Annotated in this window: 19 protein-coding genes; 18 read left to right on the forward strand and 1 reads right to left on the reverse strand. The window is 37.9% G+C overall.

The genetic code is table 11. The features are described from left to right. A partial coding sequence (locus AC5SLP_RS13645) for a methyl-accepting chemotaxis protein (protein WP_495255714.1) occupies positions 1 to 1,543 on the reverse strand: 1,543 nt, incomplete at its 3' end. Between the two features lie 177 nt (positions 1,544 to 1,720). Between AC5SLP_RS13645 and AC5SLP_RS13650 the strand changes: the two genes are divergently transcribed. The 18 genes from AC5SLP_RS13650 to AC5SLP_RS13735 all read left to right on the forward strand — a co-directional run bounded on the left by AC5SLP_RS13650 (position 1,721) and on the right by AC5SLP_RS13735 (position 17,719). After that, complete coding sequence (locus AC5SLP_RS13650; RefSeq protein ID WP_495255715.1) at positions 1,721 to 2,830, forward strand: pyridoxal-phosphate-dependent aminotransferase family protein; 1,110 nt, start codon at positions 1,721 to 1,723, stop codon at positions 2,828 to 2,830. An 8-nt stretch (positions 2,831 to 2,838) separates the two neighbouring features. Beyond that, positions 2,839 to 3,693, forward strand: coding sequence for an ATP phosphoribosyltransferase regulatory subunit (locus AC5SLP_RS13655; RefSeq protein WP_495255716.1), 855 nt, complete (start codon positions 2,839 to 2,841; stop codon positions 3,691 to 3,693). 1 nt (position 3,694) lies between these two features. After that, positions 3,695 to 4,942, forward strand: coding sequence for an adenylosuccinate synthase (locus AC5SLP_RS13660; RefSeq protein WP_495255813.1), 1,248 nt, complete (start codon positions 3,695 to 3,697; stop codon positions 4,940 to 4,942). 23 nt (positions 4,943 to 4,965) lie between these two features. Continuing rightward, positions 4,966 to 5,400 (forward strand): flagellar export protein FliJ, encoded by a 435-nt coding sequence (locus AC5SLP_RS13665; RefSeq protein ID WP_495255717.1) that lies wholly within the window; start codon positions 4,966 to 4,968, stop codon positions 5,398 to 5,400. Beyond that, positions 5,397 to 5,924, forward strand: coding sequence for a MotE family protein (locus AC5SLP_RS13670; RefSeq protein WP_495255718.1), 528 nt, complete (start codon positions 5,397 to 5,399; stop codon positions 5,922 to 5,924). Before AC5SLP_RS13665 ends, AC5SLP_RS13670 begins: the two co-directional genes overlap by 4 nt. Before the next feature lie 84 nt (positions 5,925 to 6,008). Beyond that, positions 6,009 to 6,563 carry a DUF507 family protein gene (locus AC5SLP_RS13675; RefSeq protein WP_495255719.1) on the forward strand — a complete coding sequence of 185 codons (555 nt, stop codon included), beginning with the start codon at positions 6,009 to 6,011 and terminating at the stop codon, positions 6,561 to 6,563. Next, positions 6,560 to 7,690: a glutamine-hydrolyzing carbamoyl-phosphate synthase small subunit gene (carA, locus tag AC5SLP_RS13680; RefSeq protein WP_495255720.1), complete on the forward strand. Its 1,131-nt coding sequence runs from the start codon at positions 6,560 to 6,562 to the stop codon at positions 7,688 to 7,690. The genes AC5SLP_RS13675 and carA overlap by 4 nt, the downstream gene beginning before the upstream one ends. Before the next feature lie 157 nt (positions 7,691 to 7,847). Then, positions 7,848 to 8,501 carry a sulfite exporter TauE/SafE family protein gene (locus AC5SLP_RS13685; protein WP_495255814.1) on the forward strand — a complete coding sequence of 218 codons (654 nt, stop codon included), beginning with the start codon at positions 7,848 to 7,850 and terminating at the stop codon, positions 8,499 to 8,501. Next, on the forward strand, positions 8,498 to 9,736 hold the full coding sequence (locus AC5SLP_RS13690; RefSeq protein ID WP_495255721.1) for a PAS domain-containing sensor histidine kinase: 1,239 nt from the start codon (positions 8,498 to 8,500) through the stop codon (positions 9,734 to 9,736). The genes AC5SLP_RS13685 and AC5SLP_RS13690 overlap by 4 nt, the downstream gene beginning before the upstream one ends. Continuing rightward, positions 9,733 to 10,413 (forward strand): response regulator transcription factor, encoded by a 681-nt coding sequence (locus tag AC5SLP_RS13695; RefSeq protein WP_495255722.1) that lies wholly within the window; start codon positions 9,733 to 9,735, stop codon positions 10,411 to 10,413. The genes AC5SLP_RS13690 and AC5SLP_RS13695 overlap by 4 nt, the downstream gene beginning before the upstream one ends. 156 nt (positions 10,414 to 10,569) lie before the next feature. Then, positions 10,570 to 12,036, forward strand: a complete 1,467-nt coding sequence (gene ccoN / locus AC5SLP_RS13700; protein WP_495255723.1) for a cytochrome-c oxidase, cbb3-type subunit I — start codon at positions 10,570 to 10,572, stop codon at positions 12,034 to 12,036. Between the two features lie 15 nt (positions 12,037 to 12,051). Then, complete coding sequence (gene ccoO / locus AC5SLP_RS13705) at positions 12,052 to 12,717, forward strand: cytochrome-c oxidase, cbb3-type subunit II (RefSeq protein WP_495255724.1); 666 nt, start codon at positions 12,052 to 12,054, stop codon at positions 12,715 to 12,717. A gap of 16 nt (positions 12,718 to 12,733) precedes the next feature. Further along, positions 12,734 to 12,943 (forward strand): cytochrome c oxidase, cbb3-type, CcoQ subunit, encoded by a 210-nt coding sequence (locus AC5SLP_RS13710; protein ID WP_495255725.1) that lies wholly within the window; start codon positions 12,734 to 12,736, stop codon positions 12,941 to 12,943. A 13-nt stretch (positions 12,944 to 12,956) separates the two neighbouring features. Then, positions 12,957 to 13,805, forward strand: coding sequence for a cbb3-type cytochrome c oxidase N-terminal domain-containing protein (locus AC5SLP_RS13715; RefSeq protein ID WP_495255726.1), 849 nt, complete (start codon positions 12,957 to 12,959; stop codon positions 13,803 to 13,805). Between the two features lie 11 nt (positions 13,806 to 13,816). Next, positions 13,817 to 14,029: a DUF4006 family protein gene (locus AC5SLP_RS13720; protein WP_495255727.1), complete on the forward strand. Its 213-nt coding sequence runs from the start codon at positions 13,817 to 13,819 to the stop codon at positions 14,027 to 14,029. A 147-nt stretch (positions 14,030 to 14,176) separates the two neighbouring features. Then, a complete protein-coding gene (locus tag AC5SLP_RS13725) occupies positions 14,177 to 14,746 on the forward strand; it encodes a TPM domain-containing protein (RefSeq protein WP_495255728.1) in 570 nt (189 codons plus the stop codon). 1 nt (position 14,747) lies between these two features. Beyond that, positions 14,748 to 15,233, forward strand: a complete 486-nt coding sequence (locus tag AC5SLP_RS13730; protein ID WP_495255815.1) for a FixH family protein — start codon at positions 14,748 to 14,750, stop codon at positions 15,231 to 15,233. Between the two features lie 140 nt (positions 15,234 to 15,373). Beyond that, a complete protein-coding gene (locus AC5SLP_RS13735; protein ID WP_495255729.1) occupies positions 15,374 to 17,719 on the forward strand; it encodes a PD-(D/E)XK nuclease family protein in 2,346 nt (781 codons plus the stop codon). The last annotated feature ends 1 nt before the right edge of the window (position 17,720 follow it).

The raw sequence follows: 17,720 nt of genomic DNA on the forward strand, positions 1-17,720 counted from the left end.
CCACCACATTAATGGTGGCATCAATCTCCACCAAACTTTTTTGGGTACGCTCAGCCAATTTTCTTACTTCATCGGCCACAACGGCAAATCCACGTCCATGTTCACCTGCACGTGCTGCTTCAATAGCAGCATTAAGGGCTAATAGATTGGTTTGATCTGCAATATCACGAATAATACTTAACACCTCTTTGACTTCATTGGCGTTTTGGCTCACGGTATTAAGACGTTCTGCTAAGTTTTGCTCTTTGGCTGCGGTGGCTTGCATGGTATTTTCTAACTGTTCGACTTTGGTTTTAACCCCTGCAATATCTCCTTGTGTTTTACGCAAGGCTTCTTGAGATGATTTTGCTTTACCAACCGATGCTTCAATATTTTTAACCAATGCGATACCTTCTTCTTTGGTATGTTCTACAATCTTAGATTCGGTATCGACATTTTTAACCACTTCAGAAGCGGTACGAGAGAGTTCTTCTGAAATAGAAGCATTTTCGGTACTAATGGTTTTTGATTTATTGACAATCTCATGAAGCTTTTCAATAAACTTATTGATATTACGAGAGACATGGGAGAATTCATCATTGGTTGATACATTCAAACGTTGTCTTAAATCTCCTTCACTACTGGATAACTCCTCTACCACATTATTCAAGGTATCCAGTGGTCGTAACAGTGCTTTAATCAGCACCACCATGATTCCGATGGAGAGGACGAGCATAAAAAATCCTAGCACAATTAAATCTTTGATTTGCGAGGTTAAAAAACGATACGCTTCGTCTTTATCAAAGGTAATGCCAGGAATCCATCCACTCTCTTTAGAGACTTTAAATGCAAAGATTTTATGCTCATTATTGAACTCATAACCCAATAGCCCTTCTTTCATATCGCCAAATTTAGATGCCAAGATGGACTCTTTATTTAAGCGCTCTTTATCAGGATGTGCAATAATAATTTTTTTCGTATCTAAAAGCATTCCATAACCACCGTTAAAATTGACATCACCCACGGTTTTCACTAACGTATCTAGTGTAATATCAATACCAATAACCCCTTTAAATTGATGATTGTACATAATGGGTGCCATTACAGTGACCATCAAGACTTTAGCCGTTGCTCCTATGTAGGCATCGGTAATGCCTACTTTACCCATCTCTTTTGCTTGTTTATACCAGGGTCTTAGTCGTGGGTCATAGCCTGCTTTTTGTGCTTTGCCGCTTCCATAAATCATTCTCCCATCTTCAAATCCTATGTAAGATTCAAGCGCATCACAGGTGTGCATAAAATTGTTGAGTTGCTTTTGCAGCTCTTTTTCATCCATAGAAGCACTATTGTCTAAAGAATGAGCTGCCCCATCCACACTTTTTTTGGTAGAAGCTATCCACAAATCAATATAATCTGTCAATGAACGCGACGCCATTGTGAGACTTTTTTCAACTTGGGCAATGCTATTTTTTTTCGTATCTATGTAGCTAAAAAAGCTAAAGATACTCAGACTTAAAAACATTAACGCAGAAATACTCAAGATAATTTTGGCTTTGAACGACATATCCATTCTCCTTTTGGTGTCACAAAACATTAATGAATTAGTTTACTCATTAAAAAAGATTTGAAAATGACTTTTACATCACTTTTGTGAAAAAAGTTTGAGGTATGCATACTAAAGAAACAACAAGCAAGATTTTGTTACAATCACTTCTAAAACTCCACTTTTAGAGGATTATCTATGTTACTTTTGACACCAGGGCCAACACCGGTTCCTGAAGCGGTTCGTATGGCAATGAGCACGCCTACGATTCATCACAGAACGCCAGAATTTGAGGCTATTTTTGAGCAAGCCAGAGGTTATTTAAAAAAACTTTTTGATATGGACGAGGTTCTTATGTTGGCTTCTAGTGGCACAGGTGCCATGGAAGCATGTGTTCTTCATTTATGCCAAAGCAAAGCAGTTGTTGTTAATTCTGGTAAATTTGGCGAGCGTTTCGGCAAAATTTGTGCAGCGTACAATAAACCATTTGTTGAAATTAAGAATGAATGGGACACTCCTGTGAGTGTTGAAGCCATTGTTGAATGTGTCAAAAATGATCCTAGTATTGATGCGATTTGTATGCAAGTGTGTGAAAGTGCAGGCGGCTTGCGTCATCCTATCGAAGCGATTGCTAAGGCAGTGAAAGAGATTCGCCCTAATGTTATGATTATTGCCGATGGCATTACGGCGGTGGGTGTCGAAAAAGTGGATACAACGCATATTGATGCGCTGATTTCTGGTAGCCAAAAAGCATTGATGTTACCCCCGGGACTTGCTTTTGTTGGACTCAATGCCAAAGCACTTGAAGTCATCGAAAATAGGGGTGGTGTAGGGTACTATTTTAATCTCAAAATTGAATTGAAAAATCAACGTAAAAATACAACGGCTTGGACAGCGGCTACAACATTGGTAATAGGCCTTGTTGCCATGTTTAAGGTGATTGACGAGCAAGGTGGACTTGAAAAGCTGTATGCAAATACGCAAAAACGCGCTCATGCAACCAACGAAGCACTGAAAGCTTTAGGGTTACATATCTATCCAAAAGTTCCTGCTCCTTCTATGAGTGCGGTATTGCACGATGACGCTGCGAAGATTCGCAAGATTTTGAAAAGCAAATATGGCGTCAATATGGCAGGTGGACAAGACCATATCAAAGAGACGCTTTTTAGAATTAACCACATGGGTCTTGTGAATGTTTATGAAACTGCGTGGACGCTTAATGCCATTGAAATGGCGCTCAGTGAACTTGGAAAACGCTCTTATGATGGGGCTGCGAATAGAGTTTTTACTCAAGAATTTTACAAATAGGTTGATGAATGATTTATGAGCACGAAATACCCACAGGGAGTAAGCTCTACTTTGGAGAGAGTGCGAAACTAAAGAGAGAACTTGAGAAAGTTGCTAGCGAACTTTTACACGAAGCTGGCTTTGAAGAGATAGTGACACCATTTTTTTCATATCATCAACATCAAAGTATTGATGAAAAAGAGTTATTACGTTTTTCAGATGAAGAAAATCATATTGTCTCTTTGCGTGCGGACAGTACAATGGACGTGGTAAGACTGATTACTAAGCGTGTTGAACGAAGTACCAATCATGCAAAATGGTTTTACATTCAGCCTGTTTTTCGCTATCCTAGCCATGAAGTGCATCAAATTGGTGCTGAGTTGATTGGCGAAGAAAATTTGAGTTTAAGTATTGCAACCTGTCTTGGAATTTTTGAAAAATTTGGATTGCCTTCACTTTTACATGTAAGTAATATCAATATTCCAAAAATCTTATCTGAGATGCTTAAGCTTGATTTGGCTGTTTTTGAAAAAGGCGAACTTCAAAAACTTTTAGCCCTAAATATTCCATGGCTTACGAAATTGACCTGTTTACAAACTCTTGAAGAACTGGAAGCAGTGATTGATGAAGTACCCCTCGAACTCAAAGGCGAATTAGAAAAACTTAAAAAGCTTTCAGAGCATTTGCCTGCATGCAATGTTGTTTATTCACCATTGTATTACGTCAAAATGCGCTATTATAATGCATTGTTTTTTAGGTTTATTCATAAAAATTTCACATTAGGTTCTGGTGGAAGTTATGACTGCGAGGGCATTGGCTCGAGCGGTTTTGGACTTTATACCGATGATTTGATTGAAATACTAATTAAAAGAGATGGAAAGTAATATGAAAGCGGATATGATTGTCGGCATCCAATGGGGTGACGAAGGTAAAGGTAAAATCGTTGATTTGATGGCACAACATTATGACATCGTGTGCCGTTATCAAGGAGGACACAACGCAGGTCATACGATCTGGGTTGATGGTGTACGCTATGCACTGCATCTTATTCCCTCAGGTATTCTCAATCCAAAAGCAATCAATGTGATTGGTAATGGTGTTGTCGTGTGTCCTGAAGCTTTGATTAAAGAGATGGCGCAATTCGATAAACTCGAAGGTCGTTTGTTTGTCAGCGACAAGGCTCACATGATTTTAAACCATCATATTTTAATCGACCAAGCAAAAGAAAAGCTTCGCGGTGCAAAAGCAATCGGCACAACAGGTCGCGGGATTGGACCAAGCTATGGTAGTAAAATTGAGCGTAGCGGCCATCGTTTAGGTGAACTCCGTGACACGCAAAAGCTTGCTTTATCTCTTATTGAATTTTATGATGAAAATAGAGCAGTGTTTAACGCATTAGGAATCGTAACGCCCAATTATGAAACACTCAAAGCGGAACTTGACGGCTATGCTAATGTTCTTCTACCTTTTTTAGCCGATACGACGCAAATGGTATGGAAATATTTAGACGAAGAGAAAAAAGTGCTGCTAGAAGGTGCGCAAGGTACCATGCTTGATGTGGACCATGGTACCTATCCTTTTGTAACAAGTTCAAGTACGATTAGTGCGGGTGCTTGTGTTGGTTTAGGTTTGAACCCAAAAGATATTGGCAAAGTAACGGGTATTGTAAAAGCTTATTGTACACGTGTCGGTAATGGACCTTTTCCTACGGAAGATTTTGACAGCGATGGCGATCAATTACGTGAAAAAGGGCATGAATATGGTACATCAACAGGACGTGCGCGTCGTTGTGGTTGGTTTGATGCCGTAGCATGCCGCTATGCAAGTCGTATTAATGGTTGTGATGAATTGGCCATTATGAAACTCGATGTTTTAGATGGATTTGAAACCATTAAAGTATGTGTTGCGTATGAAGTGAATGGCACAAGAGTAGAGAGCTTACCCGAAGATTTAGAAAATATTATCCCAATTTACGAAGAACTTCCAGGCTGGGAAAGCGTTGTGGGATGTCGTAAATTTGAAGATTTACCCGATACAGCCAAAGCATATATCAAACGCCTTGAAGCCTTAACGGGTACAAAAATTGGTCTCATTTCAACCAGTCCTGATAGGAACGATACCATCATTTTATAATTTACATGTAAAGGTGAAAATGGATGAAGAGTCAGTTCTCGAAGATAGCCAAAATACGAAAACAAAAGCGTGATGCTATCGAAAAAGAACTGATTAAAAGTCAAAATAAAGAGAGGCTACTTTCTCATAAAATAGCCTCAATTTATGAAGATATTGCAGCCATACAAATTCCTCAATCGGGTGTTATTTCCCTTTTAACGATGGTGGGAGAACAAAAGATGATTCTCAACCGTGAAAAAAAACGTTACGAGCAAGAGCTGGTTACAACCAAACAGCAGACAAAAAAACTTCAAGCAGAGTATCAAAAAGCTCACATTGAATATGAGAAGTTTAAGTACCTAGAAGAGCAAGAACTCCAAGCCATGATGGAAAAACTTAAAAAAGAAGAGCAACTTTATTTGGATGAAGTATCGACACTCCTCTTTGCAGGAGAGCTTAGTAAAAAAGGACATGCATGAAATATCTTTGGGTTTTAGTCATCGGTAGCCTTTTGTATGCAGAAACCACGGACTGTACACAAATTTTTGAAGAGCGCAAAAGTGAACTACTGCACGAAGTCGAAAAAGTAGATGAAGCACGTCAATCCTTCGAAGCACTCCAAGCTGCGACTAATGCGTTGTTTGACAAACAAAGAGCGTCTTTGAAAGAAAAAGAGAACACCATTGCCCAAACAAAAGCGGAAATTGAAGCAAAAGAAAAGCGCATAGCAGCAATGCTTGAAGAAAATAAAAAGCTCTTAGAACTTGTTGAAGCCAAAAAGAACGAAAAGATTGATGATACATACAATAAGATGAAAGATGGTGCAGCCGCAGGAATTATTGAAAAGCTTCCTGTGAATGAAGGTGCCGCTATTTTATTTGGATTGCCTGCTAAAAAAATCTCTCAAATTTTTGCAAAAATGAACCCTCAAATTGCCTCTGACCTTACACAGCGTTTGAAAAAAGGGCCTCCTTTTATTGATAACAATCAAACAAAAGAGTGACAAAAACCTTTCAAAACTTACTCTAAACAGATATTTACCTTACGTTTGATACAATGCGTGAAAATTCAGAAGTAAGGTTTATGGATGAAAATCAGATTGCCTCATGCCCCATATATTGCCAACAAAATAGCTATCGATATTTTTAATTGTGGATTTGTGACAATGCTTCAAGGCTTAGAACCCGTAACAAAAGTCGCAGAGGATTTGATTATAGAAGATATAAAAAAAGAGATTGCACTTGAAGAGAGAGTCACAGAAATTTTGGAACAAAACGAAGACGAGATGGAGTTTCAAAGAGTCGATAGACGCAATATGTTCTGGCTTATCAAGAAAAAGTTAGCGAAAGAGTTTGATGTTATTTTATCGTATGAAGATAGATACAATGCTGTTGCACACGAAATCCTTGAAACCTCTTGGAAAAAAGGACTTATTGAATACAATGTCTCTGAAAACCGTATCAAAAACGTTGTTTTTTGCGCCATTGAAAATTATGTAGAGCATTTTCAAGCCATTGAAGATGAAGTTGCCGAGCGCATTTCGCACTACAAGCGCAAATTGATTCCTGGTTCTGAAGAATATGATTTGATTTTTGAAAAACTCTATGAAGAAGAGTTACGCAAAAGAGGAATGTTGTCATGATGTTAAAGCCCGTATGGATTTATCTCGAAAATGGTGTTTTTTTAGAGGCTAAAAGTTTTGGCTTTGAAGGTACAAAAACAGGCGAAATTGTTTTTAATACTTCTATGAGCGGTTATCAAGAAATTATGAGTGATCCAAGCTATGCGGGTCAATTTGTTGTGTTCACTATGCCTGAAATTGGCATTGTAGGAACAAATGATAACGATATGGAGAGCAGAACGATTCACGCAAGCGGCATGTTTGTCCGAAATCTCAACGTAATGCCTTCTAATTTTAGAGCAACAAAAACGTTACCAGAGTTTTTAAAACAACATCACAGTATGGGTATTTGTGATATTGATACACGATACTTAACAAAGATGATTCGTGATTCTGGCCCTAAAATGATGATTGCTTCAACAGAAGTGAGTGACAAAGAGAAACTTCAAGCGATGCTTAAAGCAAGCCCTCGCATTGAAGAGGTCAATTACATTGAAAAAGTCAGTACGCCTGAAACGTATGTGCATGCTCATGGCGTTTGGGACGCTGAAGCGCAAGCATATAACGCTACACCAAAACGTATTGGTAAAAAAGTTCTTGCTGTTGATCTAGGGATTAAACGCAATATTTTGAATGAATTGTGCGAAGTGGGATTGGATGTTGAAGTCATTCCTCACAATTTTAGTGCTGATGAAGTGATTGCTCGCTATAAAAAAGGTGATATTCATGGAATCTTTTTATCCAATGGTCCTGGTGATCCATTGATTTTGAAAGATGAAGCGGTACAAGTAAGTAAGTTAATTGAAGCGAAAGTCCCAATGTTTGCTATCTGTTTAGGACACCAATTGCTCTCTATAGCCCATGGTTATCCTACTTATAAGCTTAAATTTGGACAACATGGTGGTAACCATCCTGTTAAAAATATGAAAAATAATGTGGTTGAAATCACAACGCAAAACCACAACTATAATGTTCCCGATTCAATTTGTAAAATTGCTAAAATAACACACGTCAATCTTTTTGACAACACTATTGAAGGCCTTGAATATGATAATGAACCTATTTTCTCCGTTCAGCATCATCCTGAAGCCAGTTCAGGCCCCCAAGAGAGTCGCTATATTTTTCAAGAGTTTGCTAACAGATTATAAAAGACTTTCTGTAAAAAGATAAAGCAGCGCCAAAGGTGCGCCAAGTTTTCTAGAAAAAACTTGGCGTTAGCGTAGCTCTCAAGGCTTTGCTTTGAGAGCGTGTTAAGAGTTCAATACATGGAGCGGTGCCATTAACGCTATTGATATTACAGCCATTATCAGTGTTGCATTTTTAGGAAGCCTTGGTCACTGCATCGGTATGTGCGGAGGATTTGTTATGGCCTATAGCAGTGCCAAAATTGATTCTTCAGCGTCATCCTTTCGCCAATTTCTATCTCACCTTATGTATAATATTGGTCGTGTGAGTTCTTATATCACTCTAGGCATGCTCTTTGGTGCTATTGGTTCCATTTTCACATTTTCCCAACATATTAACGGTTATTTTTACTTTGTTATTGGTATTGTCATGGTTTTAATGGGATTATCCATGATGGGTAAAATAAAATTTCTCACCTCTTTAGAGGCAACCATTGCGTTTAATCCAACGATTAAAACACTTTTTTCCAAATTAATTCACTCAAAATCACTCAGTAGTTTTTATGGGCTGGGCGTCTTAAATGGATTTTTACCGTGTGGACTAGTCTATTTTTTCTTAGCAACGGCAGCAACATCGGGTTCTTTTTGGCTAGGAGGACTTAAAATGGCGCTGTTTGGACTTGCCACAATGCCTGCAATGTTAGGGCTTGGTTTTGTTGTAGGATTTCTCAAAGGAAGCAGCTTTCGTGAGGTAATGATTAAAGTGGCTTCGTTGATTATTATGGGATATGGCATCTATATGTCTTATATTGGATACAGTGCAGTCATAGCATGAAATTAGAACAGTATCAAACAGCGATTGAAAGCAGTAATATCATTTCAAAAACTGACATTAATGGCATTATTACGTTTGTGAATGATGAATTCTGTAAAATCTCTGGGTATAGCAAAGAAGAGTTGATTGGGCAAAATCATAATATCGTTAGACATCCTGATGTCCCAGCTTCAACTTTTAAGCAGCTTTGGCAAACTATTCTTCAAAAAAAAACGTATAAATCAACAGTAAAAAATTTAGCCAAAGATGGCAGTACATTTTATGTGAATACGACTGTTTGTCCTATTCTGAATGAAAATGATGAAATTGAAGAGTTTATTGCCATTCGTTATGATGTGACAGAGAGTGTGCGTTTGAGTGAAGCTTTAATCGCAAAAGATGAAGAGTTAGAAGATCTCAACGCAACCCTAGAAGAGCGTGTAAAAGAACAGACAAAAGCATTGACGAAGCTCAATCAAACGTTAGAAGAACGCGTCAAGGAAGAAGTGGAAAAAAATCGTGAAAAAGATCGTTTTTTATTCCAACAGTCCAGACTGGCTTCTATGGGCGAGATGATTGCGAATATCGCTCATCAATGGAGGCAACCGCTTTCTGAACTCAATATCACGCTTTATAAGATGAATAAGCTCTATCGTCGTCAAAATGATGGCAAAGATATTGAGTTTGAAGACAGTTATGAGCACGCTAAAAAAATTATCTCTAAAATGTCAGAAACCATTGAGGATTTTCGTAATTTTTTCAATCCAAGCCGTGAAAGTGAATTTTTTTATTTAAGTTCCGTTGCAAAAGAAGCAATGGATATTATGCGAGGTACTGTCGATAAAAATGAAGTAGAGATTAAACTTGAAATCAAACAAGACGCTGAAATTCAAGGTTATTTCAATGAATTTTCACAAGTACTTATCAATTTAATTAATAATGCAATTGATGCTTTTTCCCAAAATAAAATAAAAAATAGATTAATTTATATTGAAATTGACACATCTTTGCAAGGAGATGCTATAATTAAGGTCTGCGATAATGCAGGGGGAATTGATACTGCTATTCTTGATAAAATTTTTGAACCCTATTTTACAACCAAACATGCAAGTGCGGGCACAGGATTAGGGTTGTATATGAGCAAAATGATTATTAAAAATAGCATGAAAGGATCTATCGTCGCGTTTAATAGTGATGATGGTGTCTGTTTCACGATAACAATACCCGTACAAAAGAGCAAAAAGGAAAGGGAATGAGTGGATTGTCAAAATTGACGGTTTTATTTGTTGAAGATGAAGAAGACCTCAGAAACGCTTTAGAGAGTGCCATTGGTGATGAATTTGGAAAATTCATTGTTGCTAGAGACGGTGATGATGGTCTAAAAAAATTTAAAAAATATAAGCCAGACATTGTGGTAACAGACATTATGATGCCTGTTGTGGATGGTTTAGCGATGGCAAAAGAGATCAAACATATTTCAAAACAGACACCGGTTGTCATTTTAAGTGCTTTTAGCGAAAAAGAACGCTTACTCGAAGCCATTGATGTGGGTATTGATAAATACCTCATTAAACCTATTGATCCTGATGAGCTACTCAAAACACTTAAACTTGTTTCAAAAGAGATGCTTGATCAAAGTGATATTGTCGATATGGGATTCGGATATCAATTTGATAAAAACAGAAGAGTCTTAGTTAAAGAAGGCAAAACAATTTTCTTAACGAAAAAAGAGTTACTTTTTATCTCAATCTTAGTTAAAAATTTGGGTGTTTTTGTCTTACATGAAGAGATAAAAAAGTATGTTTGGACAAACAAAAAAGTAACAGATTCAGCCATTCGAACGTTTATTAAACGCGTTCGTGAAAAAACAGATAAAGAGTTTATCAAGAACATACCAGGGCTTGGCTACAAAATCAATACGCAAGAACGATAATAGCATCGTTCTTGTTTTCTTCTATTTTTAATTTTTCCTTAACTTTTTTTATTTAACACAAATTTAATCTTCTTAAGCTTCCTTGTAGATTTCCTGCACTATAATTCTTGCATTATGTGATATTTTTGTGACATAAAAACAAAGTAGGAGGAATTGATGCAGGCAAAAGATGCATTGAACTATGACTATTCAGTAGCCAAATGTTTTACCTACGCAGCGATTCTATTTGGAATCGTTGGTATGTTAATAGGCGTGGTTATCGCTTATCAGATGGCTTTCCCTGAGTTGAATTACTTGGCAGGTGAATATGGGACATTTAGTCGTTTACGTCCGTTACACACGTCTGGGGTAATTTTTGGATTCTTACTAAGCGGAATCTTTGCGTCGTGGTACTATATAGGGCAAAGAGTACTCAAGGTTTCGATGGCAGAGTCACCATTTCTTATGATTGTTGGAAAAATTCATTTCTGGCTTTATATGATTTTAATGGTTTCTGCTGTGCTAAATCTTTTTTTGGGTATTACTACCTCTAAAGAGTACGCAGAATTAGAGTGGCCTTTGGATATTCTTGTTGTTGTTGTATGGGTACTTTGGGGATTTAGTATTTTTGGTTTGATTGGTATCAGACGTGAAAAAACACTTTATATCTCAATGTGGTACTTTATTGCAACATTCCTTGGTGTTGCTATGTTGTTTCTTTTCAATAACATGGAAGTCCCAACGTATTTTGTCTCTGGTTATGGAAAATGGTATCACTCTGTTTCTATGTATGCCGGTAGCAATGATGCAATGGTTCAATGGTGGTATGGTCACAACGCGGTAGCATTTGTTTTCACAGTGCCTATTATTGCGATGATTTACTACTTCTTGCCAAAAGAATCTGGTCAGCCAGTGTTTTCTTACAAGCTTTCACTTCTCTCTTTCTGGGGATTAATGTTCGTTTACCTTTGGGCAGGTGGACACCACCTTCTTTACTCAACGGTTCCAGACTGGGTTCAAACAATGGGTTCTATTTTCTCCGTTATCTTGATTCTTCCATCTTGGGGTAGTGCGATTAACATGCTCTTAACGATGAAAGGACAATGGGGACAACTTAAAGAAAATCCATTGATCAAATTCATGGTATTTGCTTCAACATTCTACATGTTAAGTACTCTTGAAGGTCCAATCCAAGCTATCAAATCTGTTAATGCTTTAGCACACTTTACAGATTGGATTCCTGGTCACGTTCACGATGGTACACTTGGTTGGGTTGGCTTTATGACAATGGCAGCATTGTATCATATGGCTCCTCGTATGTATAAAAAAGCACTTTACAGCAAAAAATTGATGGAATCACAATTCTGGATTCAAACAACGGGTATTATTATGTATTTTACAAGTATGTGGATTGCAGGTATTACTCAAGGTATGATGTGGAGAGCAACAGACCAATTTGGTAACCTTGCGTATTCATTTATCGATACAGTAACAGTACTTATTCCATACTATGCACTTCGTGCAACAGGTGGTTTACTCTACTTAATCGGTTTCTTTATGTTCACTTACAATATGTACAAAACAATTACTGCTGGTAAAGCAATTGAGTCTGAACCTCAAAATGCTTCGCCTATGGCAGCGTAAAAGGAGGGTAGGATTATGTTTCATTGGTTAGAGAGAAACCCATTCTTTTTTGCGGTAGGTGTATTTTTAGTAATTGCATATGCGGGTGTTGTCACTATTCTTCCAGATTTTATGGAAAGTGCGCGCCCAGTAGTCGGTACAAAACCTTATACAGTATTAGAGCTTGCGGGCCGTCAAGTTTATATTAAAGACAGCTGCAACGCTTGTCATTCACAGTTAATTCGTCCTTTTAAATCTGAAACAGACCGTTATGGTATGTACTCTTTAAGCGGTGAATATGCGTATGATAGACCATTCCTCTGGGGTTCAAAAAGAACAGGACCAGACTTGATGAGGGTTGGTAATTATAGAACAACGGATTGGCATGAATACCATATGATGAATCCAAAGAGCGTTGTTCCTGGTTCTATCATGCCGGCTTATAAACACATGTTTAAGAACAATGCAGACATTGATACGGCATATGCTGAAGCGTATACCGTTAAAACAGTGTTTAATGTTCCTTATGATCAAGCGGATATGCCAAAACTTGGTACGTATGATGAAGCAAAAAAAGATGTCATGGCGCAAGCTGGTGCTATCGTTGCTGATATGAAAAGTCAAGACGTAAAAGAGGCATTTAATCGCGGTGAGATCAAAGAGATTGTTGCATTAATTGCCTATCTCAATAGCTTAAAGTAAGGTGTCTACGGTGGATATGGAAACAATTAGGACGCTTCAAGGTTATGGGTATATGTCTTTTACGGTTATTTTGGCGGTAATTATGTACAGTTATTTGTACCATCTTTACAGAGCTGAAAAAAAAGGTACCAGAAATTATGAGCAGTATTCGAATATTGCCTTGCATGACAATATTGACGATGCCCCTATTGAGTCACGTTCACCGTCAAACAAAGAGAAAGAATAAAGAGGAGTAATAGATGAATTGGCTGAATGACAATGTAAACGCATTAGCATTGCTTGGTGCAGCAGCTATTTTAATTCTCTCTGTAGGTGTTTCGTTAAAATACATCAAACAGATGAAAACCGATAAAAGTAGCGGAGAATTAGCGAAAGAGAATTGGGATGGTATTGGTGAATATAAAAATCCATTGCCAATTGGTTGGGCACTCTCATTTGTGGGAACAATTGTTTGGGGCTTATGGTATTTCCTCGCAGGGTATCCTTTAAGCTCATACTCACAAATTGGCGAGTACAATGAAGAAGTTAAAAGCTATAACGCGCATTTTGAAAGTAAATTCGCTAATCCTGATGCGGCAACGTTGATGGGAATGGGTGAAGGCGTTTTCCTTGTACAATGTGCTCCATGTCATGGTGTTACGGGTGACGGTATGAATGGAAAAGCGATGAACTTAACCAAATGGGGTAATGAAGACGCTATTGTTGCAACGATTTTAAACGGTGCAAAAGGCTCAGACTATCCTCTTGGTGAAATGCCAGCAGGATTACTAGATGCAGAGAGCGCAAAAGCCGTCGCGGCGTATGTGATGCAAGAAGTCTCTTCTGTTAAAAAAACTAAAAATCCAACATTGGTTGAGAGTGGTAAAGCACTTTGGGCAACATGTGCTGCATGCCATGGTGATGATGGTAAAGGTATGGCTGGAAGTGCTCCTGATTTAAGCGTTTATGGCAATGCAAAATTTGTTGTTAATGTTTTAGGAACAGGTAAAAAAGGTACCATTGGTAACATGCCTAAGTTCAACGATGGACGTTTAACCAATGTACAAAAAATTGCTGTTGGCACTTATGTCAGCTCTTTATCTAAATAAGGAACGAGACAATGGAAAATACAAGTAGACACGTATTTGGACTAAATGGCATTACTGGTATGCTAATCGCAACAGTGTTATTGCTTTCAATTCTTGGAGCTTTAACATTCTTTGGACTCAAAGCTCAGCAAGCGGTTGCAAATAAACCCTATAAAATAACTGATCCGCAAGCGCTTCAAATGAGAAATGCTGCCAATGCGAATCAGAAAGTTATAGTAAAGTAAGGGGTCTAACATGGCAGAATATATGGATAAAATTATCGCTTTAGGCTTAGTGGTGCTAGCAGTAGTCTCTGTATGGGCGGTTTTAACACCGCATCATTTGTTTATTGGTTAATGAAAGCATTGCTACATGTAAATGCAAAGGGGCTTTTGCTCCTTTGCGTTTTGTTTTTGAGCCCGATTGTCGTTTTTGCCAAGGATTTTGTTATCTATGATAACGTTCTTGAAGAAAGAGCTGCCCAAAAAATTGAAGAAATGGGTGCAGAGCTTTTTGCTAAGAGTGGTATCAAAGTTGTCTTAATCGCCAAAAAAACAGGCGGAGAAGATATAGTGACCTTTGAAAAAAACTTTGCCAAAGATATGACACCGCCTTATGTCCTTCTTACACTCTTTTCCGATGAAAAAAAAGTGGATATTTATAGCTCGAATGGAATGGAAAAAGAGTTTGATAAAGAAGCAATTCTTTCGCCTTTCCCATGGCGCGGTACGATTATACCGCTTCTAACGAACCAGAAAAAAGAGGCAAGTTCTAGTGCTGCATTGCTCAATGGTTATGGCGATATCGTGGACCAAATTTCAGCCTATCGCAACATTAAATTAGACAGCTCCATTGGAAGTTCCAATAAAATAACTATTGAAATTGTGAAAATTGCCATTTATGGTTTTGTAGCAGTTTTGGTGTTAATTATGTTATTTAAAAGGATGAGAAATCGTGGCTAATATGAAAAGTGAACGAAATTACTACCCACACGCCGTTATCGGTATGATTTTAGGTGTTGTTGTTGCTGGCGGTTGGACGGTGAAAATAGCTTTAGATAATCCTGTTGAAATGGATACATTTTATATGGAGAAATATCAAAAAGTTGAAAATAATATTGATAAAATCATGGAACTCCAAGGAAAATTTGATGCCAAATTTGACCTTGCATATTCTACTGAAAAGTTTATTATTGGACAAAATAGTATTACATTAAAATTAACCGATAAAAGTGGTAACCCGGTTACGGATGCAAAAATTCAACTGATGCTTTCTCGCCCTGAAACCAATAAGGAAAACCAAACATTTGAGCCTGCAAAAGCTGAAAACGGCTTATACACGTTTGGACCATTTACGATTTCAAAACCAGGTCGATGGCAAATCCTCAGTAAAATTGAGGTCGGTGAATTTAAAGGCTATCATAAAAATGAGGCCTACGCTGCTCAATAAGTCCCCTTCATTTCTTTATAGTGTATGCGGTAAGATTGTGTGGTCTTGCCGCTTTTTTCTTTCAATCTGACATAAAAAAGCTTCTCAAATCTTTGCTTTGTTATAATAGACTTCTTTCATAACAAAAGGATAGGTGATTTATGTTAGAAGTTTTTGCTACTTCACGAGCAATTCGCTCATTTTACGATACTTTTATTGAGACAAATCAACTTCTACCCAAAGCCATTACCATTGCAGAATTTGAGCAAAAAGCAGTGCTCGTTCCCAATCACCAATTGGTGGATGATGATATGCGGGTGTTACTTATGCAAGAAGCAACGCATTTTACAAAGTATGAACTCTTACATATTGAGCGAGAATTTTTTACTTTTTTGAAAAACTCAACGTATCTGTTTCGTTTTTTTGAAGAACTCTCACACGAAAAAGTACCGCTAAGTTCGCTTCAAGGTGCCGATACCTATGCACATTTTGCGGAGCATTTAGAAGTTTTACACACCTTATTGAAACACTACAAAGCACTTTTGTCCAAACATGCCCTTTTTGATCGTATTACCTTGCCTGAATGTTATGAACTCAATAGTGCTTACATTCAATCTCTTGGCAGTGTTTGTTTGCATGTCGAGGGTTTTTTGAGTCGTTTTGAAGTGGAATTATTAACGAATATTGCCACCTTAATACCATTACATGTAAAACTCTCTATCACAGCGTATAATCATAAAATGATGAAACTCTTTGAAGAGTTGGGCATCTCACTTCAGGAAAATCATGCGTATGAAATCAATCTCTCGTCCAAAGAAATTTTACATGTAAACGCATTGAAAAGCCCCAAACAAAACGTTCAAACATATGGATTTGGCTCGCGTTTAGCACAAGTTGGGTTTGTTCAAAATACCATCGCGCAATTTGTCGAAGAGGGACTGAGCCCTGAAGAGATTGTCGTGGTATTGCCTGATGAGCATTTTAGTGAGAGCTTGCATAATTTTGATACGTACCATAATCTCAATTTTGCGATGGGTATTAGTTTGAAGAATACGGCGTATTACCAAAAGCTATCAGCTGTTGAAAAGGCGTTTCGTTATGATGATATTGAGGACGTGCTTCGCCTTAATCGCCATCACCTTGAAGAAGAATTACGAGTGACATGTAAAGAAAAATGGCATCAAAAGCTAGAGACCAAAGAGGTGCTAGGTCTTTTAGAAAGCCTTTTGGACTATGATGCGATTAAAGAGAAAAACCCGCTTTTGCAAGAGGTGCTTTTCCATTTTACTCATTTTTTAAATCGAGCACCGGCTCTTCGCTTTGAACAAGTAGTCCGACTGTTTTTAAACCGACTTTCAGCGCAAAGCAGTGATGATGTTCGCGGAGGAAAAATTACGGTTTTAGGGTTGCTAGAGACGAGAGGTGTTCGGTATAAAGGCGCGATTATCGTCGATTTTAACGATGAGTTCATTCCGAAACGAAGTCAAAAAGACCTGTTTCTCTCATCGGCATTGCGTGCACACGTAGGACTTCCGACCAAAAAAGACCGTGAGAATTTACAACGGTATTATTACCAGCAACTCTTATACAAAGCCGATAAAGTAGCGATTTCTTATGTTCACAATGAACTCTCTTTGCCATCACGCTTTTTAGACGAATTGGGTTTTCACGAGCGAGTCTTGGTCGAAGATACGATACTCGCACCACATTTTTTTAAACCGCATGCTCCTAAAATAGCGTATGATGAAGCGTTTATTGATGCACCTTATGATCTTTTAGCTTCACCCATTTCTGCTACCAAGTTAAAAATATTGCTAAGCTGTAAACGGCAATTTTATTTTCGCTACGTGCTCAATCTTAAAGAGGCAAAAATGCCTACCAATAAGATTGATGAGCAAAGTTTGGGTGTCAGGCTACATGCCGTTTTAGAAGAGGTAATGTGCGATGCTGTGCTTTTAGATTCAAAAGTCTTAAAAGAGCAGATTCGAGCGAGTTTGAAAGCACAGAATGCCCATGAGGTTTGGCATTATTTTGCGGATATGTGGACAGTGAAACTTGAGCCCTTTATTGAGAATGAAATAAAACGCTTTGAAGCGGGGTATCATCTTTTTAAAAAAGAGTTCTCCCATACTATCCCCTATAACGGTTTTATCTTAGAAGGTAAAATAGACCGCATTGATATTCGCAATAACAAACTGAGTATCATCGATTATAAAAGCGGTAAAGTGCCTACGACAACATCACGTTCATTAGAGCAAACCATTGATTTTCAATTGGTGTTTTACAGCATTATCGCGCAATCTTTAGGTGAGGTCGAAGGGGTTTATTATTATGACCTCAAAGCGGGTACCTTAATAGAAGAGCCATTTTTAGCAGAGAAAAAAACACTTTTGGATGAAAAACTTCGTAGCCTTAAAGAGCCAATCAATGGCTATGAAAAGTGTGAAGAGCTCAAACATTGCAGGTTATGTCCTTATGCCCTATTGTGCCAAAGAGAAGAGGTGTAAC

Source organism: Sulfurospirillum sp. E15m (assembly GCF_059415145.1).